This is a genomic window from Paraburkholderia silviterrae (genome assembly GCF_004353915.1).
GTDB classification, from domain to species: Bacteria; Pseudomonadota; Gammaproteobacteria; order Burkholderiales; family Burkholderiaceae; genus Paraburkholderia; species Paraburkholderia silviterrae.
The window spans coordinates 755,541-779,782 of record NZ_SMRP01000001.1 but is presented as its reverse complement, the minus strand read 5'-3'; the positions used below and the strand labels follow the sequence as shown (position 1 = coordinate 779,782).

Sequence of the window (24,242 nt, the reverse complement as noted above, 5' to 3'; positions counted from 1 at the left end):
GGTGAACATGTCGCAGCTGAACGCGACGAACGCGAACGTGGCGACCAACGCATCGAACATCACCCGCGTGGAAGGCAAGGCAGACCAGTCGGGTACTGCAGTGGCTTCGGCACTGGGCGGTGGCGCGGCCTACAACAGCACAACCGGCGCAATCAGCGCACCGGTCTATGCGGTGCAGGGGAGCACGTATGGCAACGTGGGTGCGGCGCTGGGCAGCCTGGATACGGCGGTGACGGGCAACACCAGCTCGATCAGCGATATCACGAACCAGCTCAATAGCGGCACGGTGGGTCTGGTGCAACAGGCCACGGCTGGTGCAGACCTGACGGTGGGCAAGGACACGGACGGTGCGGCAGTGGACCTCGCCGACAAGGATGGCAACACCCGCACGCTGAAGAACGTGACGGCCGGCGTGGCTGATACGGACGCGGTGAACATGTCGCAACTGAACACGACGAACGCAAACGTGGCGACCAACGCATCGAACATTGCGCAGAACACCAGCGACATTAACCGCGTGGAAGGCAAGGCGGACCAGTCGGGTGTAGCAGTGGCCTCAGCGCTGGGTGGCGGTGCAGCGTACAACAGCACGACCGGCGCAATCAGCGCACCGGCTTATGCAGTCCAGGGCAGCACGTACGGCAACGTAGGCGCAGCACTGGGCAGCCTCGACACGGCGGTGACGGGCAATACCAGCTCGATCAGCGACATCACGAACCAGCTGAACAGCGGCACGGTCGGTCTGGTGCAGCAGGCCACGGCTGGTGCAGACCTGACGGTGGGCAAGGACACGGACGGCGCAGCAGTGGACCTCGCCGACAAGGATGGCAACACTCGCACGCTGAAGAACGTGACGGCCGGCGTAACCGATACGGATGCGGTGAATATGTCGCAACTGAACGCGACGAACGCGAACGTGGCGACCAACGCGACCAATATTGCGCAGAACACCAGCGACATCACCCGCGTGGAAGGCAAGGCAGACCAGTCCGGCGCTGCAGTGGCTTCGGCACTGGGCGGTGGCGCGGTGTACAACAGCACGACCGGCGCAATCAGCGCACCGGCCTATGCGGTGCAGGGCAGCACGTATGGCAACGTGGGTGCAGCGCTGGGCAGCCTGGACACGGCCGTAACGGGCAACACCACCTCGATCAGCGACATCACGAACCAGCTCAACAGCGGCACGGTAGGTCTGGTGCAGCAGGCCACGGCCGGTGCAGACCTGACGGTGGGCAAGGACACGGACGGTGCAGCAGTGGACCTCGCCGACAAGGACGGTAACACCCGCACGCTGAAGAACGTGACGGCCGGCGTGACCGACACGGACGCGGTGAACATGTCGCAACTGAACGCGACGAACGCGAACGTGGCGACCAACGCATCGGACATCACGAATCTGCAGGGATCGGTCGCGGGCCTCGACGGTCGCGTGACGCAGAACACGTCGGATATCGCGACGATCAACAGCAACCTCACGAACATGAGCGGTTCGATGGCCAACGCGTTGATGTACGATTCGCCGGCGCACGCTTCGGTGACGTTAGGCGGTGCGGGAGCGGCTTCTCCCGTGACGCTGCGCAACGTTGCAGTGGGCACGGTGAGCGTGTCGAGCACGGATGCGGTGAACGGTTCGCAGCTCTACGCAACGAACGATCAAGTCAGCAGCAATACGACGGCAATCACCAGCCTGGATAACCGCGTGACGCAGAACACGGCCGACATCACGAGCCTGACGAACTCCATCAACAATGGTGAGGTGGGTCTCGTCAAGCAGGACGCGGCCACACGCACGATCACGGTGGCGAAGGGCTCGGACGGTACGACCGTGGACTTCGCAGGCACGGCCGGCGCGCGCACGCTGACTGGCGTTTCGGCGGGAGCGGTCAACGCTTCGAGCACCGACGCGGTGAACGGTTCGCAGCTGTACACCGTGGCAGGCTCGATGGCGAGCGCACTGGGTGGCGGTTCCACGGTCAATGCCGACGGCACGATCACCGGGCCGACCTACCACGTCGGTGGCAACACGTACACGGACATGGGCAGTGCGCTGACGAACGTCGACGGTCGCGTGAGCAACATCGAAACGCAGGTGGCCAATGTCGCGGGGGCCGCGGCTAACGCGGTGCAGTACGATTCGCCGGCGCACGACAAGGTGACGATGGGCGGCACGAACGCAACCTCGACCGTGCAGTTGACGAATCTCACGGATGCCGTGCTGTCGCAAACGAGCACTGATGCGGTGACAGGTGCGCAGTTGTACCGGACGAATCAGGATGTCGCGAATCTGCAGGGCGCGATCGAGAACATCAGCAACACGAGTTCGCCGTACATGGCCGTGAACACGACGGGCAGCCGGGCTTCGGCCACGGGTACCGAATCGCTCGCGCAGGGCGGCGGTGCGACTGCTGCGGGCGCAAGCTCGACGGCGGTCGGCGACAAGGCCTCGGCCATGGCCGATAACTCGGTTGCCCTGGGTGCGGATTCGGTGGCGAACGAGAACAACACCGTGTCGGTCGGTTCGCAGGGCAACGAGCGCCGCATTACCAACGTCGCGGCTGGCCAGGGTCCCACGGATGCCGTCAACATGCGTCAGTTCCAGAACGGCATGACCAGCATGCAGCGTAATGCCTACGGCGGCGTTGCAGCGGCCACCGCGCTTACGATGATTCCGGACGTCGATCTCGGCAAGACCATTGCAGTGGGCGTCGGCACGGCCAACTACAAAGGCTATCAGGCGACGGCGCTCGGCGCATCGGCACGCGTCACCGAAAACCTCAAGCTAAAGGCGGGTGCTGGCTACAGCGCAGGCGGCGGGACCACGGTCGGTGCGGGTATGTCGTACCAGTGGTAATCGCGTGACGGCTACGCGGCACGCTGGCCGGCTTGCGCCGGTCGTGAGCGTGCCGCGAGGCCGGTTTCGCATCCTGTGAATGAACAACAAGGCGGACACCATTTGGTGTCCGCCTTGATTTTTTCAGTGCTTAAACGGCGCCCACACGGGCGTAGTTTCGTCCCAGTCATCCAGCTCGGAAGGTTGCGGATTGTTCATGATCAGGCATCCTTATCGTATCGATATGGTGAGGCTCATTCGCCTGCACGCGCGAGGCGCGTGGCGTCGTTGCCACGGCTTTCCTGCAGTGCGATGCGCTGCGCCTGCGTGCGTCCGATCAGGCTCTGGTCCGGATAGCTTGTCTTGTTCAGCGAGGGCAGCGTGCCGTTGCGATAAGCCTCGACGATCTCCGCCTTCACCTGGGCACGCGTTTTAGGCGCGCTGTTATCGACCACCGGGGCTTGCGCCGTTTGTTGCGCTTGCGGTGCGGCCTGTGCATCGAATTGCGGGCCATAGGTGCCCGCGCGGCCGATGCCGCCTGCGAAAGCCGATGCGCTCGCGGCGAGCGAGATGACGAGGGTGGCGCCGAGCGCGGTTGCGAGAGTGCGTTTCATGATCTGCTCCTGTTTTAACAGTGCCGTGGCTGCATCCAATGAATCGATGGCCGTGGCGACAGGTGCAAATGTAGGTGCACAGGCTCGCGCGATAAACGTCCCGAAAGCGAAAGGAATTGTCGAAAAACCGGAACAATCGTGAAAACGCGCGCCGGCAGTGGCTACCTGAGGGCGCGCGTTCGAGGTGGGGCCGGAGCGGCCCGAAAGATCAGAAGAAGCGGCGCAGAGCGCGTGCCCGCGCTTAAGCCGCCCAGCCTATGCGGCCCAGCCTATGCGGCCCAGCCTATGCGGCCCACTCGGAGATGATCGGCGTCTCGAGCGCGGGCGCTTGCTCGCGCTCTTCGAGCGTGCGCATCGTGCAGGCCTTGTCGAGCGAGGCGCGGCCGCTCAACAGCGGGCAACGGTCGAAGACTTCGGCGATCCAGTCGACGAACACGCGCACTTTCGGTGACAGATGCCGGCTGTGCGGATACACGGCCGAGATCGGCATGGGCAGCGGCTTGAAGTCGGGCAGGACCTCGACGAGCGCGCCCGACTTCAGGTGCGGCAGCACCATGTAGCGCGGCCCCTGAATCAGGCCGAAACCTTCGATGCCGCACGTCACATAGGCGTCGGCGTCATTCACCGAGACCATGCTCTTGAGCTTGATCTCCACTTCCTTTCCGTCGACGAGAAACGCCCAGTCGATCACGCGTCCCGTGCGGGGCGAAAAGTAATTCACGGCGCGATGCTCGGCCAACTCCTCGAGTGTCTGCGGCGTGCCGTGACGCTCCAGATACGAGGGCGCCGCGCATGACACGCCTTCGAACAGGCCAATGCGCCGCGCGACCAGCGACGAATCCTGCAGCGCGCCCACGCGCACCACGCAATCCACGCCCTCCTGCAGCAGGTCGACGGGGCGGTCGGTCAGGCCCAGTTGCAGATCGATGTCGGGATAGCGCCCATGAAATTCGCACAACGCGGGAATCACGATGAGGCGTCCGATCGAGCCCGGCATGTCGATGCGCAGCTTGCCGTGCGGCTTGCGGTTGCGGTCCTGGAACGTCAGCTCGGTTTCTTCGACGTCCGCAAGAATGCGCACGCAGCGCTCGTAATACGCCGCGCCATCGGGCGTGAGCGAAAGACGGCGCGTGGTGCGATGCATGAGGCGCACGCCGAGAAAGGCTTCGAGATTCTGGATGATCGTCGTGACCGAGGCGCGCGGCATGTCGAGGGTCTCGGCTGCGCGCGTGAAGCTGTTGGTGTCGACGACGCGGGTGAACACTTGCATGGCCTGAAGGCGGTCCATTGCCATTCTCCAAAAGACATCGGGCGCACATTGCGCGGCGAGATTCGCGCAAATAGCGGGAAACAGATTGTTCAGGTGCGCCGAATTGTGTTGCCGGATTATAGGCATTTATTTGCAAGTCTGCCGAACCCACAATTCGCACCATTCGAATCTATTCTCGCGCATTGCGCCGTTCCCACATGGATGCCTTCAAACGTTCGACGCCGTGGATTTCCGCCGATTTGTCCGAGCCCCTGGCTGAAGCCGCGCCGCGATCCGCGCGCCCATCGGCGGAGCGCCCTTTGGCGGTGCGCCCTCTGGCGGAGCGCCCTCTGGCGGAGCGCCCTCAGGCGGCGCGCCCTCAGGCGGCGCGCCCTGTGGCGGAGAAGCCCGCAGCAGCGCGTCTGGCTGCAGCGCCCACAGCGGTGCCGGCAGCGGCGGGCAAGGCCCGCGGCTCCTCACCCATCGACGTGAGCGAAGTGACGATCGAAGGCTATGCGCAGGACATCGTGTTGCGCCTGTACCGTCCGCAGGGCGCGAGCAATCTGCCCGTGCTGCTGTATTTCCACGGCGGCGGCTTCGTGCGCGGCACGCTCGACGACGCCGATGCAGCAAGCCAGTTTTTCGCAGAGCGCTTACCTGCGCTCGTGGTTTCGGTGGCCTATTCGCTCGCGCCGCAGTTTCCGTTTCCGGCCGCGCCCGAAGACGCGCATCGCGCCGCGCTTTGGGTGCTCACACGAGCACGCGCATTTGGCGGCAGCGCGAAACGCATCCTGGCTGCGGGACACGACGCGGGCGGCCAGATCGCCAACGTGCTCGCGTTTATCGGGCGCGATCGCGGCGACGTGCGCCTCGCGGCTCAAGCGCTGTTTGCGCCGATGCTCGACCCGAGCCTCACGCGCCTCGGCGACGAAGCGCGGCTCGCGTCGGACATTTCCGCGAGCGAATGCGCAGCCTGCTATCGCGCGTATCTGCCTGAAGCGTCGCAGCGCATGCATCCGTACGCGGCGCCGCTGGAATCCTCGCGGCTTGCCGGTTTGCCGCCCACGTTCATCGTCACGGCGCAGAACGACGTGCTGCACATTGAAGCGGAGAAGTACGCCGGACGCCTGATCGAAGCGGGCGTGCGCACGCATGTGGTGCGCTACCCGAGCGTTTCGCACGCGCAGATTGGCGCGCATCCGGAAGCGCTCGCCGAAGCGGTGCGCTTTTTCCGCTGTTGTTTCGAAGCCGGCGCGCCCTGTTAGCGCTGACGCAGCGCGCCGAAGAACGCATTACTCGAAAAATAACCACTCATCTTTCTGGAGCCCGCCATGTCTCTCAACTCGCATTCCCGTAAGCGCATTGTGCTCGCGGTGGCCGCTGTTCTCGTCGTTGCGGGATTCGGCTCGCTCGTCGCCATGCGTCTGGACTCGCACCCGGCCGTCGCCGCTGAAGCGCCGCCGGCGCCGGAGGTCGATGTCGCCGCCGTGGTCAAGCGCAATGTCACCGACTGGCAGACCTACTCGGGCCGCATGGCCGCCGTCGAGAAAGTCGAGGTGCGCCCGCAGGTCTCGGGCACGATCGTCTCCGTGAATTTCCGTGACGGCGCGCTCGTGAACAAGGGCGACACGCTGTTCGTGATCGACCCGCGCCCGTATCAGGCCGCCGTCGACCAGGCCGCGGCTCAGGTGGCCGCCGCGCAGGCGCGCACCGGCTACGCGCAGAGCGACTGGGAGCGCGCGCAGCGCCTCATTGGCGACAACGCCATTGCCAAGCGCGACTACGACGAGAAGCAGAACGGCGCGCGTGAAGCGAGCGCGAATCTGAAGGCCGCGCAGGCCGCGCTCGAGGCCGCGCAGATCAATCTCGGCTATACGCGCATCGTCGCGCCGGTGTCGGGGCGGGTCTCGCGTGCGGAGATCACGGTGGGCAACGTGGTTTCGGCGGGCGCGAGCGCGCCGCCGCTCACGACGCTCGTTTCGGTGTCGCCCATCTACGCCGAGTTCGACGCCGACGAGCAGACTTATCTGGACTACATCAGCCGCATGAAGGATGGCTCGAAGGTTCCCGTCGACCTGGGGCTCGCGAACGAGACCGGCTACTCGCGCACCGGCACGATCGAGTCGGTGGACAACCGGCTCGATACCGCCTCGGGCACGATTCGCGTGCGTGCGCGCTTCGACAACACGGATGGCGCGCTCGTGCCGGGCCTTTACGCGCGCATCAAGGTGAGCGGCAGCGCGCCTCACCCGGCGCTGCTCGTCGACGAAGCGGCCATCGGCACGGACCAGGACAAGAAGTTCGTCTATGTCGTGGATGGCGCGGGCAAGGTCGCGTATCGCACCGTGCAGATCGGCGGGCAGCAGGGCAATTTGCGCGTGATCGTGGGCGGCCTGCAGGCCGGTGACCACGTGGTCGTGAACGGCACGCAGCGCGTGCGGCCGGGCGAGGCCGTGCGCTCGAACATGGTGCCGATGAACGGCGACGCGGACGTGGCCGACACGGCCGCGTCCTCGCTCGCGAATTCGGCGCCAAAGACCGCCAAGGCTTCCTGACGCGCGGCACTCGCCGCCCTGGCGAGTGCGATCCTCGCATCCAGTTAGTCATCCGAAATTATTGAGCAACCCATGAACATATCGAAATTCTTCATCGACCGGCCGATCTTCGCGGGCGTGCTGTCCGTGCTGATCCTGCTGGCCGGGGTGATCGCGCTGTTCCAGTTGCCGATCTCCGAGTATCCCGAGGTCGTGCCGCCTTCGGTGGTCGTCCACGCGCAGTATCCGGGCGCGAACCCGAAGGTGATCGCCGAAGCCGTGGCGGCGCCGCTCGAAGAGCAGATCAACGGCGTCGAGGACATGCTCTACATGCAGTCGCAGGCGAACAGCGACGGCAATCTCACGCTCACGGTCACGTTCCGTCTGGGCACCGATCCCGACAAGGCCACGCAGCTCGTGCAGAACCGCGTGAACCAGGCCTTGCCGCGGCTGCCCGAGGACGTGCAGCGCCTCGGCATCACGACCATCAAGAGCTCGCCCACGCTCACGATGGTGGTGCACCTGATCTCGCCGAACAATCAGTACGACATGACGTATCTGCGCAACTATGCGCTCCTGAACGTCAAGGACCGCCTCGCGAACATCCGCGGCGTGGGCGAGGTGCAGCTGTGGGGCGCGGGCGATTACGCCATGCGCGTCTGGCTCGATCCTCAGAAGGTGGCGCAGCGCAATCTCACGGCGCAGGATGTGGTGAGCGCGATTCGCGAGCAGAACGTGCAGGTGGCGGCGGGTGTGATCGGCGCCTCGCCTAGCGTGCCGGGCACGCCGCTGCAACTGAACGTGAACGCGCGCGGCCGTCTACGCACGGAAAGCGAGTTCGGCAACATCATCGTCAAGACCAATCCCGACGGCGGCGTGACCTATTTGCGCGACATCGCGCGCATCGAGCTTGCGGCCTCCGAATACGGTCTGCGTTCGCTGCTCGATAACAAGCCGGCCGTTGCCCTCGCGATCAACCAGGCGCCGGGCGCGAATTCGCTCGCGATCTCCGACCAGGTGCGCGAGGCGATGAAGGAGCTCAAGGCGGACATGCCCGCGGGTGTGGACTACCGCATCGTCTACGACCCCACGCAGTTTGTGCGTTCGAGCATCGAGGCGGTCGTGCATACGCTGCTCGAAGCGATCGCGCTGGTCGTGATCGTGGTGATCGTGTTCCTGCAGACGTGGCGCGCGTCGATCATTCCGCTCATTGCCGTGCCGGTGTCGATCGTCGGGACCTTCTCGCTGCTGCTCGCGTTCGGCTTCTCGATCAATGCGCTCTCGCTGTTCGGCATGGTGCTCGCGATCGGCATCGTGGTGGACGACGCGATCGTGGTGGTGGAGAACGTGGAGCGCAATATCGCCAGCGGGCTTTCCGCGCGCGACGCCACTTACAAGGCCATGCAGGAAGTGAGCGGGCCGATCATCGCGATCGCGCTCACGCTCGTGGCCGTGTTCGTGCCGCTTGCGTTCATGAGCGGCCTCACGGGCCAGTTCTACAAGCAGTTCGCGATGACCATCGCCATTTCGACGGTGATCTCGGCGTTCAACTCGCTCACGCTTTCGCCGGCGCTTTCGGCGCTGCTGCTGCGCGGTCACGGCGCGAAGGAAGACTGGCTCACGCGCGTGATGAACCGCGTGCTGGGCGGCTTTTTCCGGGGCTTTAACAAGGTGTTCCATCGCGGCTCGGAAGAGTATGGGCAAGGTGTGAACGGCGTGCTGCGCCACAAGGGCGCGATGCTCGCGGTCTATGTCGTGCTGATCGGCGCGACGGTGCTGATGGCGCGCGTCGTGCCGGGCGGTTTCGTGCCGGCGCAGGACAAGGAGTATCTGATCGCGTTCGCGCAATTGCCCAACGGCGCCTCGCTTGACCGCACCGAAAACGTGATCCGCGACATGAGCGCGATCGCGCTCAAGCAGCCTGGCGTGGAAAGCGCAGTGGCGTTCCCGGGTCTCTCCGTGAACGGCTTTACCAATAGCTCGAGTGCGGGCATCGTGTTCGTCACGCTCAAGCCGTTCAAGGAGCGCAAGGGCAAGGCGCTTGCGGCGGGCGCGATCGCGGGGGCGCTCAATCACCAATACGCGGGCATCAAGGACTCGTTTATCGCCGTGTTCCCGCCGCCGCCGGTGCTCGGTCTCGGCACGCTCGGCGGCTTCAAGATGCAGCTGGAGGATCACGGCGCGCTCGGCTACGAAGCGCTCAACCGCGCGACCGAGGACTTCGTGAAGCGCGCGGCCAAGACACCCGAGCTGGGCCCGACCTTCTCGAGCTATCAGATCAACGTGCCGCAGCTGAACGTCGATCTGGACCGCACCAAGGCCAAGCAGCTCGGCGTGCCGGTCACGGATGTGTTCGACACGATGCAGATCTATCTGGGCTCGCTCTACGTGAACGACTTCAACCGCTTCGGGCGCGTGTATCAGGTGCGCGTGCAGGCCGATGCGCCGTTCCGCCAGAAGGCCGACGACATCCTGCAACTGAAGACGCGCAACGCCGCGGGCGATATGGTGCCGCTCTCGTCGCTCGTGACGGTGACGCCCACTTACGGTCCCGAGATGGTGGTGCGCTACAACGGCTACACGGCAGCCGACATCAACGGCGGCCCCGCGGCGGGCTACTCGTCGGGCCAGGCGCAGGCGGCGGCGGAGCGCATCGCGGCTGAGGTGCTGCCGCGCGGCATCAAGTTCGAATGGACCGACCTCACGTATCAGCAGATTCTCGCCGGCAACTCGGGCATCTGGGTGTTCCCGATCAGCGTGCTGCTGGTGTTCCTCGTGCTCGCGGCGCTCTATGAGAGCCTGACGCTGCCGCTCGCGGTCATCCTGATCGTGCCGATGAGCGTGCTGTGCGCGCTGACCGGCGTGTGGCTCACGCAGGGCGACAACAATATCTTCACGCAGATCGGCTTGATGGTGCTGGTGGGTCTCGCGTCGAAGAACGCGATCCTGATCGTGGAGTTTGCGCGCGAGCTAGAACACGACGGACACACGCCCCTTTCGGCCGCCATCGAGGCGAGCCGGCTGCGCCTGCGCCCGATTCTGATGACGTCCATCGCGTTCATCATGGGCGTGGTGCCGCTCGTGCTTTCGTCGGGCGCGGGCTCGGAGATGCGTCACGCGATGGGCGTGGCGGTGTTCTTCGGCATGCTTGGCGTGACGGCTTTCGGTCTGTTGCTGACGCCGGTGTTCTACGTGGTGCTGCGCACGATTGCGGGCGGCAAGATACACGTCGCGCAGAAAGACAACGCGCGCACGGCCCGCTCCACGGTGGACGCGTAAGGAAGGATCATAAAGATGACTAACTATTCAGTTTCGCCGAAGAAACCGGGCGGCATCGACGATATGAGTGGCTTTTGGCGCTTGACGCGGCTTGCCGCGAGCGTTGCGCTCTTCGCGTGGCTTGCCGCGTGCTCGGTCGAGCCTACCTACAAGGTGCCCGATGCGGGCGTGCCGAACGCGTACAAGGAAGCGCCGCTGCAAACGCAAGGCCAAACGCAGGGGCAAGCGCAGGGGCAAGCGCAGGGTCAGCCAGCCGGTCCGCACGACGTGGGTTCGTGGACGCCCGCGCAACCTGCCGACGACGCGCATCGCGGCGAGTGGTGGAAGGCGTTCGGCGACCCCACGCTCGACCAGCTGGAAGACCAGGCGCTGGCCGCCAACCAGGATCTCAAGGCCGCCGCCGCGCGCGTGCAGCAGTCGCGCGCGCTCACGCAGGCGGCGCGCGCTTCGTGGTTCCCGTCCATCGACGCGGGCTTCGGGCCGACCTACGAGCGCGCCTCGCCGGCTTCACAGTACCTGCCGCAGAACGCCAACGTGCCCGCGCAAACGCTCTGGCGCGCGCAGGCCACAGCGAGCTACGAAGCGGATCTGTTCGGCCGCGTGAGCTCGAATGTGCACGCCACGCAGGCCGATGCGCAGCAGAGCGAGGCGCTGTTCCTCTCGGTGCAACTCGCGCTGCAGGCCGATGTCGCGCAGAACTACTTCCAGCTGCGCCAGTTCGACTCCGATGTCGATCTCTACCGGCGCACGGTGGCGCTGCGCGAGGACGCGCTCAAGCTCGTCGAGCGCCGCTTCAAGGAAGGCGACATCAGCGAGCTCGACGTTTCGCAGGCGCGCAACGAACTGGCGAGCGCACGCGCCGACGCCGTGGGCGTGGCGCGCCAGCGCGCGGCCTCGGAGCACAGCCTCGCGATCCTGCTCGGCAAGGCGCCGGCGGACTTCACGTTCCCCGAGACGCCGCTCGCGCCCGTGGCCATGCAGGTGCCGCCGGGCCTGCCTTCGACGCTGCTCGAGCGCCGCCCCGACATCGCCGCCGCCGAGCGCGCAATGGCCGCCGCGAACGCACGCGTGGGTCTCGCGAAGTCGGCGTTCTTTCCGAAGCTCGACATCACGGGCGCGTTTGGCTTCGAGTCGGCCTCGCTCGGGAACCTCTTCATGTGGTCGAGCCGCGCCTTCCTGCTCGGGCCGTTCGCGGGCACGGCGCTCACGTTGCCGCTCTTCGACGGTGGCCGGCGCAAGGCCAATCTCGCGCAGGCGCGTGCGAAGTACGACGAGGATGTCGCGCAGTATCGCCAGCAGGTGCTCGTGGCGTTCCGCGAGGTGGAGGACAACCTCGCGGACCTGCGTCTGCTCAACGACCAGATCAGCGCGCAGGACGATGCGGTGAGCGCTTCGCAACGCGCGGCGCATCTCTCGCGCACGCAGTATGAGGAGGGCGAGGTGAGCTATCTGAACGTGATCGACAGCGAGCGCTCGGTGCTGGTCTCGCAGCTGCAGGCGAGCCATCTGGAGGGCTCGCAGGCGGTGGCCACCGTCAATCTGATCCGCGCGCTGGGCGGCGGGTGGGGCGATGCGAAGCCCGATATGCAGCTTGGTGTGCAGCCCGCTGAACACCCCGCTGAACACCCCGCTGTGCAGCCCGCTGTGCAGCCTGATAATGCGCCGGCAGCGAGTGCGGCGCCTGCCGCGCCGCTCGCCTCTCGCTGAGCGTCAAGCGCTCACGCACGAGCAACTGCCGTTTGCGCTGTGGCCGCTCATCCGCATGACGAACGATCGGGCGCTGATGGGCGCGTTCGCGAACCGGTTGTCTGGGCGCCTGATTGCGTCGCTGCTTCTTGCCGTGATGGCGGCGGCGAACCGGTGGCTCGTCTGGCAGACGCTTAGCGGGAACTGAGGGGGACGAAAGGAAGGCGGCGCGCGCGGCGCCTGGCGGAATGGATAGGGCAGAACAGCCCTGAATGCGCTTCGCCGTCCGGCCCTCGTTCCGAGCGCCGGACGGCTTCGCGTCTAGTCTTGCTGTGTCCGGTTTAGCCTGCCTGGTCCGTCCGGATCTTTGGTCTCCTACGCTTATGCAGCCTCGGCAATGCCATCCGGCGTTACTTCCACCGGAAGGTCGCGTTCGGTCTGCTCGGCGCCCCGTCGCGCTGCAGCCGCCTTTTTCGTCTTGCCAGCGCGCGAAGGCGGCTGGCATGCGCCACACACGACGTTGTGCTGAAGGTCGTGGCGGTGCGCGACGAACTTGCCGCCACAGCGGCAGCAAGGCGTCATCTGCAGAATATCGGCATCAAAAAACCGCACCAGGGTCCATGCACGCGTGAGATCGAGCACCGGCTCGGTCCCGCTGTGCTGGCAGTGTTCCAGATACAGCCGGAACCCCTTGGTGAGCGCGTCGAGATGCGAGCAACGCGCTTCATGCTTCAGGAACAGGTACGTGTTGTAGAACAGCGACGCGTGAATGTTCGCGAGCCACGTCATGTACCAGTCCGCCGAGAACGGCAACATCCCCTTGGGCGGCGACACGCCGCGGATCTCGCGGTACAGGCGGATCATGCGGTCGCGCGAGAGCGACAACTCGCTCTCCAGCACTTGCATGCGCGCACCCAGCTCGATCAGCGCGATCGCGCGAAAAACTTCTTGTGCGTCTTCGGTGAGGCTGCGGCGGTTCGTCGACATGACCCGTCCTCAGGCGAATTGCACCGCAGGCTGTCCCGCAAGCAGGATGGCCGCGTGGGTGGCCGCCACGTCGGCATGCCGGGAAGTCTGCGTGAGCGCGGACAGCATGGCATGGTCGTCGAAGCGGAACAAACAAAGGAGCTGGTCGGAAGCGGCCAGCTTCACGATCTGCGCGAGCGACAGACCGGAAAGCAGATCGGCCAGTTCCGACGACAGTCCCAGCCGGAACATACCGACTGGCTTGTCCTCGCGCAGCATGCGCTGTGCGAGCATCAGATACGACAAGTTAATTTCGCGGATTGAATCCAGCGTCTCGCTGCTGCGGTCCATTTTCTCTTTTCCGAAGCCCCGATTAACCCCCCGGCGTTGTTCGCCGTTGTAACTTTTTTGGTCTTTGGTCGGCCCGCTCTTTGGTGGCGTCGCCTGACTCTTTGATACAACACGTTACAACTAGTAACATGTTGGAGCGAATTGTATGAGGACAACTTCGAGAAATCAATCCCCTTCGCAAAAAATAATCTGGCTGTTACAAATATTTTCGGTAATTTTTTCTGAGTATTCGTGACGCGTTGATGACAGTGGGCAGTAAACCCTTGCGGGGCGGGGAGTGCGCCCGTAAAGTGCCGCGCCGTAAGGGTTTTCCGGAGGGGGGCTGACACATGCACAACGCATGAAGAAACGCGCTTTAACGGCCTCTTTTGAATTAATGGGATTGAAAGGAATTACATTTATCGGTAATAAATGCGCGTTACAAACTCCATTGGTATGACGAATTACTTGTAACAAGTGTTTCGACCCTGTGTAACTAGTTTTGTCAAGATGTGACAGGCGGGCGGGTCATGGGACACGTTGACGCGCTTTGTAACACGGCGCGTTTACGCGGCCAGGTAAATTGCAGGAGGCGAAACCGCGTCGTCCGCAGCCGACGCGGTGGCGGTGGCGGTAGCAAACGGCGGCGTGGCGCCGCCTGGTGGGGGCAGGACGTTCAGCCCGGCAATGGCAGCGCTTCGACCCGCGTCAGGCCGACCCGCGTGGACGCCGGTGCGAGCCGGGTCACGCGGGCCTCACTGTTATTTTATATCATGGCGTGATATAAATAATGTAACCGCTTCAATCGGCGGGTTGGGTTCGGAAAGAGCGAACCAGGGAGAGGCGAAATGGGCGCGTTCAGCCGCATTCTGTTGTGTTACGACGCCACGCGCGAAGGGCGTCGCGCGCTGCGTGAGGGCAAGGATCTGGCGCTCGAATGCAAGGCGCAGACGCATCTGCTCGCGGTGCTCGACCAGTCGCCACTGCAGTGGGGCACCGACATTGCGTCCGCCGTGCCGTACGAAGCCGCGGAGGCGGCGGCCAAGGAAATACTCGAAGACGGCGTGGCGCGCCTGAAGGCGCTCGGGCTGGAGGCCACGGGTCATTTCGCCGTCGGCCGCGCGATCGACGAGATCGCGCGTGCGAGCGCGTCGTTCAACGCCGACCTCATCGTGCTGGCCCATCACCGCAGGGGGCCGTTCGCACGCTGGTGGGAGGGCCGGGACGATCGCAAGCTGCTCGACCGCGTCTCGTGCAGCGTGCTCGTGGTCACGGCGCCGGAGGTCGCCGAAGCGGCGGCCGCCTAGGCTCTGCCCACATGGGTGGGCCGAGCCTGGCCGTGCGAGCGCGTGCGGGGAGCGTCTACGAGTGCGCGGGCGCTCCGGCAACCGGGGTCCGCTTGTCGCCGAGGATCGGCGCGCGCTTGACCTCGCTGACGTAGAGCAGGATGAGCGAGACCCACACGATGCCGTAGAGCAGCATGAAGCAGCTCGAGCGGATCTTGAGCAGGTCGAGCAGCACGCCGAACAGGATCGGCAGCAGGAAGCCGCCCAGCCCGCCCGCGAGGCCGACCACGCCGGTCACGACGCCCATGTTGGTGGGAAAGTCGTCGGCCACGTACTTGAAGGTCGAGGCCATGCCGAATGCGAGCACGCCACCCAGCACGAACGTGAGCGCGACGAAGCCCGCCAGCGGCATGCTGATGTGCAGCGTTTCGGTGCCGTTGATGGTGTGGATCACGAAGTCGGTGGCCGGATACGAGAGAATGAAAAGGCAGATCCACGCGACCCACAAGCCCCACCACGTGACACTGTGCGCGCCGAGCTTGTCGGCGAGCACGCCGCCCACCGCCCGCAGCACCGATCCTGGCAGCGAGAAACCCGCCGCAAACGCGGAGGCCATGACCAGCGACATGCCGTACTCTGCCTTCAGATATTGAGGAATCCACAGCGATAGCGCCGTGAACCCGCCGAACGTGATCGAGTAGTACTGGCACAGGCGCCAGACGCGAGAATCGCCGAGCACCTTGAATGCATCGAGCCACGATCCGTTCGTCTTGCCCGCGCCGGGGTCGCGTGCGGAGGCGAACCAGAAGATCACGGCGGTCACGACCAGCGCGAGCGCATAAACGCGCGGCACGAAGCGCCAGCCGTAGAGCTTCTCCAGTTCCGGCGTCACGAACAGATTGACCGCCGCGCCCACGGTGCCGGCGCCGAAGAAGCCCATCGCGAAGCCGCGCTGCTTCGGCGGAAAGAAGCGTGCGACATAGGGCGTGCCCACCGCGAACGAGGCGCCCACGCAGCCGAGAAAGAGGCCGATGACCAGGAATTGCCAGTACTGATTCGCATAACTGACGATATAGACGGGAACGGCGCAGACCGCGAGCAGGATCGTCATGACGATGCGGCCGCCGAAGCGGTCGGTCCATGTGCCCAGCGGCAGCCGCATCACGGCGCCGGTCAGCACGGGCGTGGCTGTGAGCATGCCGAACTCGGTGCTGTTGAGCTTGAGTTCGTCGCGCAACTCCACGCCGATCACGCCGAACATCATCCACACGACGAAGCAGACCAGGAACGCGAGCGTGCTCACGAGCAGCACGGACCACGCCTTGGCGTCCGCCACGGCGGGCGGGGCGGCTCCCCGGGCGGGTTCCCGGGTTGGGGCGTTATGCAGATTCATGAGGTCTCCCTGGCACTCGCCAGATAATCATTGGACCAGTGGACTCGTTGCGGCATCGACGGCGGCGTTCTCGAGCGCGGCCTCCGAGGCCAGAATCGACACGTACTGCTGGATGGCCTTGTGGCGGACCCGCTCCGTGAGAAAGCGCGCGATGTCGTCGGCAGCGGCCTCGAATGCCACCGGCTCGCCCGCCACGCGGCGCTCGATGCGAACGAGGTGAAAACCAAAGCGCGTGCGCACGAGACGCGGCAGCAGGCCCACGTCGGGGCTGTCGAAGAGCGCGCTCTCGAATTCGGGCACGGTGTCGCCGCGCATCAGCTGGCCGAGGCTGCCGCCCACGCCGGCCGACGGGCAGTTCGAGAGCTCGCGGGCGCGCGCCTCGAAGGTATCGGGCTCGCGCAGGAGCGCGTTGAGCGTCTCCTCGGCCCGGTGGCGCAGCAGCGCGAGCGGCACGCGGTCCGTCACCGCAAAGAGAATATGGCTCGCGTAGACGATCTCGTTGCGGATGAAGCGCGTGGGATGCTGCTCGTAGAAGCGCCGGCAGTCGTCGGGCGTCGGCTCCGGCGTCCGCAGCTCTTGCGCGAGCAGCGCTTCGAGCGCGTCGTCGTCGAGCGGGCTCGCGGCATCGATCAGCGCGAGCTGCGCCGCGCGCTGGCGCAACAGCTCGCGCACCACCAGCGCGCGGCGCGCCGCGAGCGTCGGGTCGGGATCGTCGGCGTGATGGCGGCTTTCCTCGGCGATCGCCGCCAAATCGATTTCCACATGGTTCACGCGGGCGGGCGCGTTATACCCAGCGCCTGCCACGGCTTGCGAATCGGCGTTCATGCACGGGTCTCCTTGACGTTTCAGCGCTTGCGCACGAGTTGGTAGGGGCGCAGCAGATAGGCCACCGAGGCGATGCCGCTCCAGATGTGCACCATGCGCGTGAACGGCGAGACGAGGAAGATCGTGAAGCCGAGCGCGATGTGCGTCTGGTAGACGAGCGGCACGCCGTCGAGCAGGCCCGCGATGTTGCTGCGGAACGTCACGACGCCCTTCACGTAGTCGGTTAGCTGCTCGAACATCGCGCCGTCCATGTGGCGTGCGGAGAGCACGACGGTGCCGAGCCCCAGCGCGAGCTGCACCCACAGCATCAGCACGATGACGATGTCCCCTGTCTTGCTGTTGCGGCGGATGCGTGTGTCGGAGAGGCGCCGCACGATCAGCATCGTCAGCCCGATGATGGCGAAAAGCCCCGCGACGCCCCCCGCGACCATCGCGAGCAACTGGTGCATGGACGCCGAAATGAACGGCGCCACGAGCCAGTGCGGTGCGAGAAAGCCCACGAAGTGCCCCATCACCACGACGAGGATGCCCCAGTGAAAGAGGTTGCTGCCGATGCGCAGCGTGCCGCGCCGCAGCAGTTGCGACGAGTCGCTTTTCCATGTGTATTGCTCGCGGTCGAACCGTACGAGCGAGCCGAACAGCAGCACCGCCAGACAGATGTACGGATAGATGCCGAACAGGAACTGATGGAAATATTGGCCCATGACTGCTCCTTGCTGAATGCGCTGTTTGCCGCGCGGTGTGCTGAACCGGGTGCTGCGTGCCGGCGTGCGGGTTTCAGCGCGGCGGACGGCGCGCATGAAACTCCACGGGCGCCACGGCCGGCTGCGCGTTGCCCATGAAGCGCACGGGATCCTCGCTCCAGGCGGCGTCGAGCGCGTCGAGGTCTTGACCGTCGTGCGGCGCGTTCGCGTCGTCGTCGTGCGCGTTCTCGGGCAGCGCTGCCTCGATGTCACCCGCGCTGTTGCCCGCGAGCGCGAGCACCGCGCCCGTCACATACGCATAGTGGCTGTTGCGGCGGCTTAGCTCCGCGGTGATCGACTGCAGGATCGCGAGGGTCTCGCCGAGCAGCGAGCGTGCCTCACCGGCCTCGAGTATCGAGAGATATTCGAGGAACACCGGCAGATAGTCGGGCAACTGCTCGGGGCCGAGCAGCAGGCCGTGGCGCTCGTACATCTGCTTCAGGTCGATCATGGCCTGGCCGCGCTCGCGCGATTCGCCGTGCACGTGCTCGAACAGATGCAGCGAGGTGGCGCGCCCGCGATAGAACAGGGCGACGTAGTTCTCCTGCAGCGAGAGCAAATCGCGCGAGCAGAGATAGTCGAGAAAGCGCAAGAGACGCTCGCGCGTCTCGCGGCGCAGGGCGCGCTCGCCCTGCACGAGTTCACGCGCTTCGTCGAGCGAGCCGATCAGCGCTTCGTCTGGATACTCGAGGCACGCGGCAAGCAGCCGGAACGTGAGGCTATTGGGGCGGGTCGTGAACATTCAGATCTCCTGAATGGGAATCTGACGATGGCCGCTCTTCGGCGCGAACAGGCTCGCCTCGCTGCGGCCGTCCGAGCAGCCGTTGCCGAAGGTGAAGCCGCACGCCGAGCGCAGATCGAAGGCGTCTTCCGCGTATTCGCGGTGCGTCGTGGGAATCACGAAGCGGTCTTCATAATTCGCGATCGCGAGATAGCGGTACATCTCCTCGACCTGATGCAGCGAGAGGCCCGCTTGCTCGAGCACCTGCGTGGCGTCCACGCGGTCCACGTGACGCGCGCGCATGAAGGCGCGCATCGCGAGCATGCGCTCGAGCGCCACTTTCACCGGCTGCTCGTCGCCGGCGGTGAGCAGATTCGCCAGATAGCGCAGCGGAATGCGCAGCGACTGCACGTCGGGCAGATAGCCGTTCATGCCCATGTCGCCGCTGTTTGCGGCCGCGTTGATGGGCGAGAGCGGCGGGACGTACCAGACCATCGGCAGCGTGCGGTATTCGGGATGCAGCGGGAACGCGATACGCCAGTCAATCGCCATCTTGTAGACGGGCGAGCGCTGTGCGCCGTCGATCCACGCTTGCGGAACGCCGTCGCGTTCGGCCTGCGCGATCACTTCGGGATCGAACGGATCGAGAAACACGTCGAGCTGCGCCTGATAGAGGTCTTTCTCGTCGGCCACGCTGGCGGCCTGCTCGATGCGGTCCGCGTCGTAGAGCAGCACGCCCAGATAGCGGATGCGTCCGACGCACGTCTCCGAGCACACCGTGGGCTGTCCCGCCTCGATACGCGGATAGCAGAAGATGCACTTCTCGGCCTTGCCGCTCTTCCAGTTGAAGTAGATCTTCTTGTACGGGCAGCCGGAGACGCACATGCGCCAGCCACGGCACTTGTCCTGGTCGATCAGCACGATGCCGTCTTCCTCGCGCTTGTAGATGGAGCCGGACGGGCACGCGGCCACGCACGCCGGATTGAGGCAATGCTCGCACAGGCGCGGCAGATACATCATGAAGGTGTTCTCGAACTGGCCGTAGATGTCCTTCTGCACGTTCTCGAAGTTATAGTCCTTCGCGCGCTTCTCGAACTCGCCGCCAAGAATTTCTTCCCAGTTCGGCCCCCATTCGATCTTCTCCATGCGCTCGCCACTCACGAGCGAGCGCGGCCGCGCAACCGGCATCGCTTTGGTGTTCCCCGCCTCCTGCAGATGCGCATAATCGAAGGTGAAGGGCTCGTAGTAGTCGTCGATCTCGGGCAGATGCGGGTTGGCGAAGATCTGCGCGAGCAGGCGCCATTTGCTGCCGAGGCGCGGCTCGATCTTGCCGTCGGCCTTGCGCACCCAGCCGCCGCGCCAGCGCTCCTGGTTCTCCCACTCCTTCGGATAGCCGATGCCCGGCTTCGTTTCGACATTGTTGAACCACGCGTATTCCATGCCCTCGCGGCTCGTCCAGACGTTCTTGCAGGTGACCGAGCACGTATGGCAGCCGATGCACTTGTCGAGGTTCAACACCATGGCAATCTGTGCGCGCACCTTCATGACGTTTCTCCTTCGCGGACGGCGGGGGGCAGGGCGCCTACGGGCGTTTCTTCGCTGTCGAGCCAGTCGACTTTCTTCATCTTGCGCACGAGCAGGAACTCATCGCGGTTCGAGCCGACCGTGCCGTAGTAATTGAAGCCGTAGGCGAGCTGGGCATAGCCGCCGATCATGTGCGTCGGCTTGAGCGAGATGCGCGTGACCGAGTTGTGAATGCCGCCGCGCGTGCCGGTGATTTCCGAGCCCGGCGTGTTCACGATCTTCTCCTGCGCGTGGTACATCATCACCATGCCGCGCGGAATGCGCTGGCTCACCACGGCGCGTGCGCACAGCGCGCCGTTGGAGTTGAAGCACTCGATCCAGTCGTTATCCGCCACGCCGATCTGCGCGGCGTCTTTCTCCGAGATCCAGACGATAGGCCCGCCGCGCGAGAGCGTGAGCATGAGCAGATTGTCGGTGTAGGTGCTGTGAATGCCCCACTTCTGATGCGGCGTGATGAAGTTGAGCGCGATCTCGGGGTTGCCGTTCGAACGCGTGCCCTCCATGTGCGCGTAGCTGCCGGTGTCGATGGGCGGCTTGTAGACGCACAGCGCCTCGCCGAACGCGCGCATCCATTGGTGGTCCTGATAGAGCTGCTGCCTGCCGCTCAGCGTGCGCCACGGGATCAGCTCGTGCACGTTGGTGTAACCCGCGTTGTACGAGACGTGCTCGGATTCGATGCCGCTCCAGGTGGGTGATGAAATGATCTTGCGCGGCTGGGCCTGGATGTCGCGAAAGCGAATTTTTTCGTCTGCGCGCGCCTCGGCCAGATGCGCGTGCCCGATGCCGGTGATCTTGCCGAGCGCCTCCCAGGCCTTCACCGCCACTTCGCCGTTGGTCTCGGGCGCGAGCGAGAGGATCGTTTCGGCGGCGTCGAGCGCGCTCTCGATGCGTGGGCGGCCCGCCGCGTCGCCGAACTCGGGCTCGTTCGCGTGGCGATAGTTGAGGGCGCCAAGCTCCTTCACTTCGTGCTCGGTGTTCCAGCTGATGCCCTTGCCGCCGTTGCCGAGCTTGTCCATCAGCGGCCCGAGCGAGGTGAAGCGGTGGTACGTCTCCGGGTAGTTGCGCTCGAGCACGACCACGGCGGGCATGGTCTTGCCCGGCACCGGCTCGCACTCGCCGCGTTTCCAGTCGGCCACGCCGAAGGGCTGCGCGAGCTCGCCTGGCGCGTCGTGCGCAATGGGGGAAAGCACCACGTCGCGTTCGCGGCCCAGGTGCCCCACGCTCAGCTCCGAGAAGCGCTTTGCAATGCCCTTGAAGATTTCCCAATCGCTCTTTGCCTGCCACGCGGGGTCGACGGCCGCGGAGAGTGGGTGAATGAACGGATGCATGTCGGACGTATTCATATCGTCCTTCTCGTACCACGTGGCCGTGGGCAGCACGACGTCCGAGTACATGCAGGTCGTGGACATGCGGAAGTCCAGCGTGCAGAGCAGGTCGAGCTTGCCGCGCGGCGCTTGTTCGTGCCACACGACTTCCTCGGGACGCGGCGAGCCTTGCCTGGTCACTTCCTCGCCCTGCACACCATTAGTGGTGCCTAGCAAATGCTTGAGGAAGTACTCGTGCCCCTTACCCGACGAGCCGAGCAGGTTCGAGCGCCACACGAACAGATTGCGCGGGAACACGGCGGGGTTGTCGGGGTCTTCGCAGGCGAGCTTGAGGCTGCCGTCCTTGAGCTTGCCAGCCACCGCGGCGCCCGCCTGTGCGGTGTCGCCAAGCGCGCGCCCGAGCTCGAGCGGGTTGCACGCGAGCTGCGGCGCCGAGGGCAGCCACCCCATGCGTTCGGCGCGCACGTTGTAGTCGATGGGTGTGCCGTGATACGCCGACTTGTCCGCGAGCGGCGAGAGCAGGTCGGTGGGGTTCATCGGGTCGTAGCGCCACTGGTCGGTGTGCGCGTAGAAGAACGACGTGGAGTTCATCTGACGCGGCGGGCGGTTCCAGTCGAGCGCGAACGCCAGCGGGGTCCAGCCCGTTTGCGGCCGCAGCTTCTCCTGGCCGACGTAATGCGACCAGCCGCCGCCCGACTGGCCCACGCACCCGCACATCACCAGCATGTTGATGATGGCGCGGTACGCCATGTCCATGTGATACCAGTGATTGATGCCCGCGCCGATGATCACCATCGACTTGCCTTGAGTCTTGTCCGCGTTTTCCGCGAACTGGCGCGCGACGTTGATCACGTCCGCGCGCTTCACGCCCGTGATCGCTTCCTGCCAGGCGGGCGTGTAGGGCACGTCGTCGTCGTAGCTGTGCGCGACATCGTTGCCGCCCAGGCCCTGATCGAGTCCATAGTTTGCGATGAACAGATCATAGACGGTGGCCACGAGCCGCTCGCCTTCGCGCGTGGCCACGCGGCGCACGCCGATGCGCCGGCTCAGGACCGACTGGTGATCGGTGTGCGCGTAGTGTGGGTGCGCGACGTTGCCGAAGTACGGGAACGCCACGTCCACCACCTCGTCGTGGCCGGCGACGAGCGAGAGCGCCGGCGTGAGCGGCGCCCCTTGCGCGCTTTCCTCGCGCAGATTCCACTTGCCGAGATCGACGCCTTCCTGCTGGCCCCAGCGAAAGCCCGCCGAGCCCATCGGCACCGCGAACGCGCCGTTTGCGGCATCGATCACGACGGTCTTCCAGTCGGGATTGTTGGCCTGGCCCAGCGCGTCGGCGAAGTCGGAGGCGCGCAGGTAGCGCTCGGGCACATACTGGCCGTCGCGCTCGGTGAGCGTGACGAGACACGACATGTCGGTGTAGCGGCGGCAGTAGTCGGCGAAATACGCGCTCTTGCCCGCGAGGTGGTACTCCTTGAGGATCACGTGGCCCATCGCGAGCGCGAGGGCGGCGTCGGTGCCTTGCTTGGGATGCAGCCAGATGTCGCCGAACTTCGCGCCTTCGGCGTAATCGGGGAAGATCGACACGATCTTCGCGCCGCGATAGCGCGCCTCCACCATGAAGTGCGCGTCGGGCGTGCGCGTTTGCGGCACGTTCGACCCCCACATCATGATGAACGTGGAGTTGTACCAGTCGGCCGACTCCGGCACGTCGGTCTGCTCGCCCCACGTTTGCGGCGAGGCAGGTGGCAGGTCGCAATACCAGTCGTAGAACGAGAGGCACACCCCGCCGATCAGCGAGAGATAGCGCGAGCCGGCCGCATACGAGACCATCGACATGGCGGGAATGGGCGAGAAGCCGATCACGCGGTCGGGGCCATGGCGCTTGACCGTGTGGACGTTGGCCGCGGCAACGATCTCCGTCACTTCGCTCCAGTCGGCGCGCACGAAACCGCCGAGTCCTCGCCCCGTCTGATAGCTCTTGCGCGCCTCGTCGTCGTCGACGATCGCGGCCCACGCCTCCACGGGCGCGAGGGTGCGGCGCTTTTCGCGCCACAGCTTCACGAGCGCGCTGCGCACGAGCGGATACTTCAGGCGGTTCGCGCTATAGAGGTACCACGAGTACGATGCGCCGCGCGAGCAGCCGCGCGGCTCGTGGTTGGGCATGTCGGGGCGGGTGCGTGGGTAATCGGTCTGCTGCGTTTCCCACGCGACAATGCCGCCCTTCACATAGATTTTCCATGAGCACGAGCCCGTGCAATTGACGCCGTGTGTGGAACGCACGATTTTGTCGTGGGCCCAGCGCGTGCGGTAGGCATCCTCCCACTTTCGGTCTTCGTCTGTAACGGCGCCATGGCCGTCCGCGAATTGCGCTCTGGCAGTAGTGAAGTAACGCAGACGATCCAGAAAATGACTCATGGCATCTCCAGACTACGTTTCGGGAACAGGTGTGATTTAAGGGGGAGATCGTGAAGAAGTAAAGGCAATGCATGAAATAAATGCCAAAGCCCTTACTTTTTTACGCGCGGCGTATGCAATGTGAATTGAATAAGCGCTAACCCCTCGATCACAGTGTGCCTGAGGGAAAATTCGTCTGTTTTCTGAGTGGCCGATTTGAAACGTTAGAAATCGTTTTCGTTATATTTTCATGGAAATAGCGAGGTGGCGCATGCCGGTTATTGAAATATTGCGTGCGTGGCTTTTAACATTCGTGAGCGCGTCATGCACGCACGATTTTGCGCTATCGAATTGAATGTGCTGTTGCAGCAATTGGAAATTGCACTGAGTCGATTAACCGCCAATTTTTGTGGTCTTAAAGAATGCAGTGGGAACGTGAATGGATGCCTGGCTCATTTTTGCATTGAGGCGGCGAGCATTGCG

Annotated in this window: 16 protein-coding genes and 1 pseudogene; 7 read left to right on the top strand and 10 right to left on the bottom strand. The window is 64.8% G+C overall.

Annotated features, from left to right (window positions below):
- Positions 1 to 2,851 (top strand): YadA family autotransporter adhesin (locus tag EYW47_RS03395; RefSeq protein WP_205710006.1); only part of this gene is annotated, 2,851 nt, incomplete at its 5' end.
- 233 nt (positions 2,852 to 3,084) lie between these two features.
- On the opposite strand, the gene EYW47_RS03390 is transcribed toward EYW47_RS03395, so the two are convergent.
- Both EYW47_RS03390 and EYW47_RS03385 read right to left on the bottom strand, forming a co-directional pair.
- Complete coding sequence (locus EYW47_RS03390) at positions 3,085 to 3,444, bottom strand: DUF4148 domain-containing protein (RefSeq protein ID WP_133193451.1); 360 nt, start codon at positions 3,442 to 3,444, stop codon at positions 3,085 to 3,087.
- 283 nt (positions 3,445 to 3,727) lie between these two features.
- On the bottom strand, positions 3,728 to 4,732 hold the full coding sequence (locus EYW47_RS03385; RefSeq protein WP_133193450.1) for a LysR family transcriptional regulator: 1,005 nt from the start codon (positions 4,730 to 4,732) through the stop codon (positions 3,728 to 3,730).
- 404 nt (positions 4,733 to 5,136) lie between these two features.
- On the opposite strand from EYW47_RS03385, the gene EYW47_RS03380 reads away from it, so the two are divergent.
- The 5 genes and pseudogenes from EYW47_RS03380 to EYW47_RS03360 all read left to right on the top strand — a co-directional run.
- Positions 5,137 to 5,958 carry an alpha/beta hydrolase gene (locus EYW47_RS03380; RefSeq protein ID WP_377784809.1) on the top strand — a complete coding sequence of 274 codons (822 nt, stop codon included), beginning with the start codon at positions 5,137 to 5,139 and terminating at the stop codon, positions 5,956 to 5,958.
- A 66-nt stretch (positions 5,959 to 6,024) separates the two neighbouring features.
- Positions 6,025 to 7,248 carry an efflux RND transporter periplasmic adaptor subunit gene (locus tag EYW47_RS03375; RefSeq protein WP_133193448.1) on the top strand — a complete coding sequence of 408 codons (1,224 nt, stop codon included), beginning with the start codon at positions 6,025 to 6,027 and terminating at the stop codon, positions 7,246 to 7,248.
- A gap of 72 nt (positions 7,249 to 7,320) precedes the next feature.
- Positions 7,321 to 10,506, top strand: coding sequence for an efflux RND transporter permease subunit (locus EYW47_RS03370; RefSeq protein ID WP_133193447.1), 3,186 nt, complete (start codon positions 7,321 to 7,323; stop codon positions 10,504 to 10,506).
- A 63-nt stretch (positions 10,507 to 10,569) separates the two neighbouring features.
- The gene (locus EYW47_RS03365) at positions 10,570 to 12,213 is read left to right on the top strand and encodes an efflux transporter outer membrane subunit (RefSeq protein WP_276322929.1); all 1,644 of its coding nucleotides are present in this window, start codon (positions 10,570 to 10,572) and stop codon (positions 12,211 to 12,213) included.
- Positions 12,214 to 12,232: 19 nt separating this feature from the next.
- Positions 12,233 to 12,400 (top strand): annotated as a pseudogene (locus EYW47_RS03360) (Nramp family divalent metal transporter); the annotation flags it as partial.
- Positions 12,401 to 12,573: 173 nt separating this feature from the next.
- Here the strand turns inward: EYW47_RS03360 and flhC are convergent.
- Complete coding sequence (flhC, locus tag EYW47_RS03355; protein WP_028220753.1) at positions 12,574 to 13,179, bottom strand: flagellar transcriptional regulator FlhC; 606 nt, start codon at positions 13,177 to 13,179, stop codon at positions 12,574 to 12,576.
- 9 nt (positions 13,180 to 13,188) lie between these two features.
- The gene (gene flhD / locus EYW47_RS03350) at positions 13,189 to 13,509 is read right to left on the bottom strand and encodes a flagellar transcriptional regulator FlhD (RefSeq protein ID WP_133193446.1); all 321 of its coding nucleotides are present in this window, start codon (positions 13,507 to 13,509) and stop codon (positions 13,189 to 13,191) included.
- Between the two features lie 827 nt (positions 13,510 to 14,336).
- Between flhD and EYW47_RS03345 the strand changes: the two genes are divergently transcribed.
- Positions 14,337 to 14,795, top strand: coding sequence for a universal stress protein (locus tag EYW47_RS03345; RefSeq protein WP_133193445.1), 459 nt, complete (start codon positions 14,337 to 14,339; stop codon positions 14,793 to 14,795).
- 55 nt (positions 14,796 to 14,850) lie between these two features.
- On the opposite strand, the gene EYW47_RS03340 is transcribed toward EYW47_RS03345, so the two are convergent.
- The 6 genes from EYW47_RS03340 to EYW47_RS03315 form a co-directional block, all read right to left on the bottom strand.
- Positions 14,851 to 16,167 (bottom strand): MFS transporter, encoded by a 1,317-nt coding sequence (locus EYW47_RS03340; protein WP_133193444.1) that lies wholly within the window; start codon positions 16,165 to 16,167, stop codon positions 14,851 to 14,853.
- Positions 16,168 to 16,194: 27 nt separating this feature from the next.
- A complete protein-coding gene (locus EYW47_RS03335; protein WP_133193443.1) occupies positions 16,195 to 16,992 on the bottom strand; it encodes a peptidylprolyl isomerase in 798 nt (265 codons plus the stop codon).
- 20 nt (positions 16,993 to 17,012) lie between these two features.
- A complete protein-coding gene (gene narI / locus EYW47_RS03330) occupies positions 17,013 to 17,696 on the bottom strand; it encodes a respiratory nitrate reductase subunit gamma (protein ID WP_133193442.1) in 684 nt (227 codons plus the stop codon).
- Between the two features lie 73 nt (positions 17,697 to 17,769).
- On the bottom strand, positions 17,770 to 18,477 hold the full coding sequence (gene narJ, locus EYW47_RS03325) for a nitrate reductase molybdenum cofactor assembly chaperone (protein ID WP_133193441.1): 708 nt from the start codon (positions 18,475 to 18,477) through the stop codon (positions 17,770 to 17,772).
- Positions 18,478 to 20,001, bottom strand: coding sequence for a nitrate reductase subunit beta (gene narH / locus EYW47_RS03320; RefSeq protein WP_133193440.1), 1,524 nt, complete (start codon positions 19,999 to 20,001; stop codon positions 18,478 to 18,480). It lies immediately after the preceding gene.
- The gene (locus EYW47_RS03315) at positions 19,998 to 23,780 is read right to left on the bottom strand and encodes a nitrate reductase subunit alpha (RefSeq protein ID WP_133193439.1); all 3,783 of its coding nucleotides are present in this window, start codon (positions 23,778 to 23,780) and stop codon (positions 19,998 to 20,000) included. The genes narH and EYW47_RS03315 overlap by 4 nt, the downstream gene beginning before the upstream one ends.
- Between the last annotated feature and the right edge of the window lie 462 nt (positions 23,781 to 24,242).

What these genes read in the sequence shown, in the direction of transcription:
- EYW47_RS03390 (WP_133193451.1), bottom strand. Translation starts at nt 3,444, where the DNA reads ATGAAACGCACTCTCGCAACCGCGCTCGGCGCCACCCTCGTCATCTCG.
- EYW47_RS03365 (WP_276322929.1), top strand. Translation starts at nt 10,570, where the DNA reads ATGAGTGGCTTTTGGCGCTTGACGCGGCTTGCCGCGAGCGTTGCGCTC.
- EYW47_RS03340 (WP_133193444.1), bottom strand. Translation starts at nt 16,167, where the DNA reads ATGAATCTGCATAACGCCCCAACCCGGGAACCCGCCCGGGGAGCCGCC.
- EYW47_RS03385 (WP_133193450.1), bottom strand. Translation starts at nt 4,732, where the DNA reads ATGGACCGCCTTCAGGCCATGCAAGTGTTCACCCGCGTCGTCGACACC.
- EYW47_RS03315 (WP_133193439.1), bottom strand. Translation starts at nt 23,780, where the DNA reads ATGAGTCATTTTCTGGATCGTCTGCGTTACTTCACTACTGCCAGAGCG.
- flhC (WP_028220753.1), bottom strand. Translation starts at nt 13,179, where the DNA reads ATGTCGACGAACCGCCGCAGCCTCACCGAAGACGCACAAGAAGTTTTT.
- narJ (WP_133193441.1), bottom strand. Translation starts at nt 18,477, where the DNA reads ATGTTCACGACCCGCCCCAATAGCCTCACGTTCCGGCTGCTTGCCGCG.
- EYW47_RS03345 (WP_133193445.1), top strand. Translation starts at nt 14,337, where the DNA reads ATGGGCGCGTTCAGCCGCATTCTGTTGTGTTACGACGCCACGCGCGAA.
- EYW47_RS03335 (WP_133193443.1), bottom strand. Translation starts at nt 16,992, where the DNA reads ATGAACGCCGATTCGCAAGCCGTGGCAGGCGCTGGGTATAACGCGCCC.
- narI (WP_133193442.1), bottom strand. Translation starts at nt 17,696, where the DNA reads ATGGGCCAATATTTCCATCAGTTCCTGTTCGGCATCTATCCGTACATC.
- narH (WP_133193440.1), bottom strand. Translation starts at nt 20,001, where the DNA reads ATGAAGGTGCGCGCACAGATTGCCATGGTGTTGAACCTCGACAAGTGC.
- EYW47_RS03370 (WP_133193447.1), top strand. Translation starts at nt 7,321, where the DNA reads ATGAACATATCGAAATTCTTCATCGACCGGCCGATCTTCGCGGGCGTG.
- flhD (WP_133193446.1), bottom strand. Translation starts at nt 13,509, where the DNA reads ATGGACCGCAGCAGCGAGACGCTGGATTCAATCCGCGAAATTAACTTG.
- EYW47_RS03375 (WP_133193448.1), top strand. Translation starts at nt 6,025, where the DNA reads ATGTCTCTCAACTCGCATTCCCGTAAGCGCATTGTGCTCGCGGTGGCC.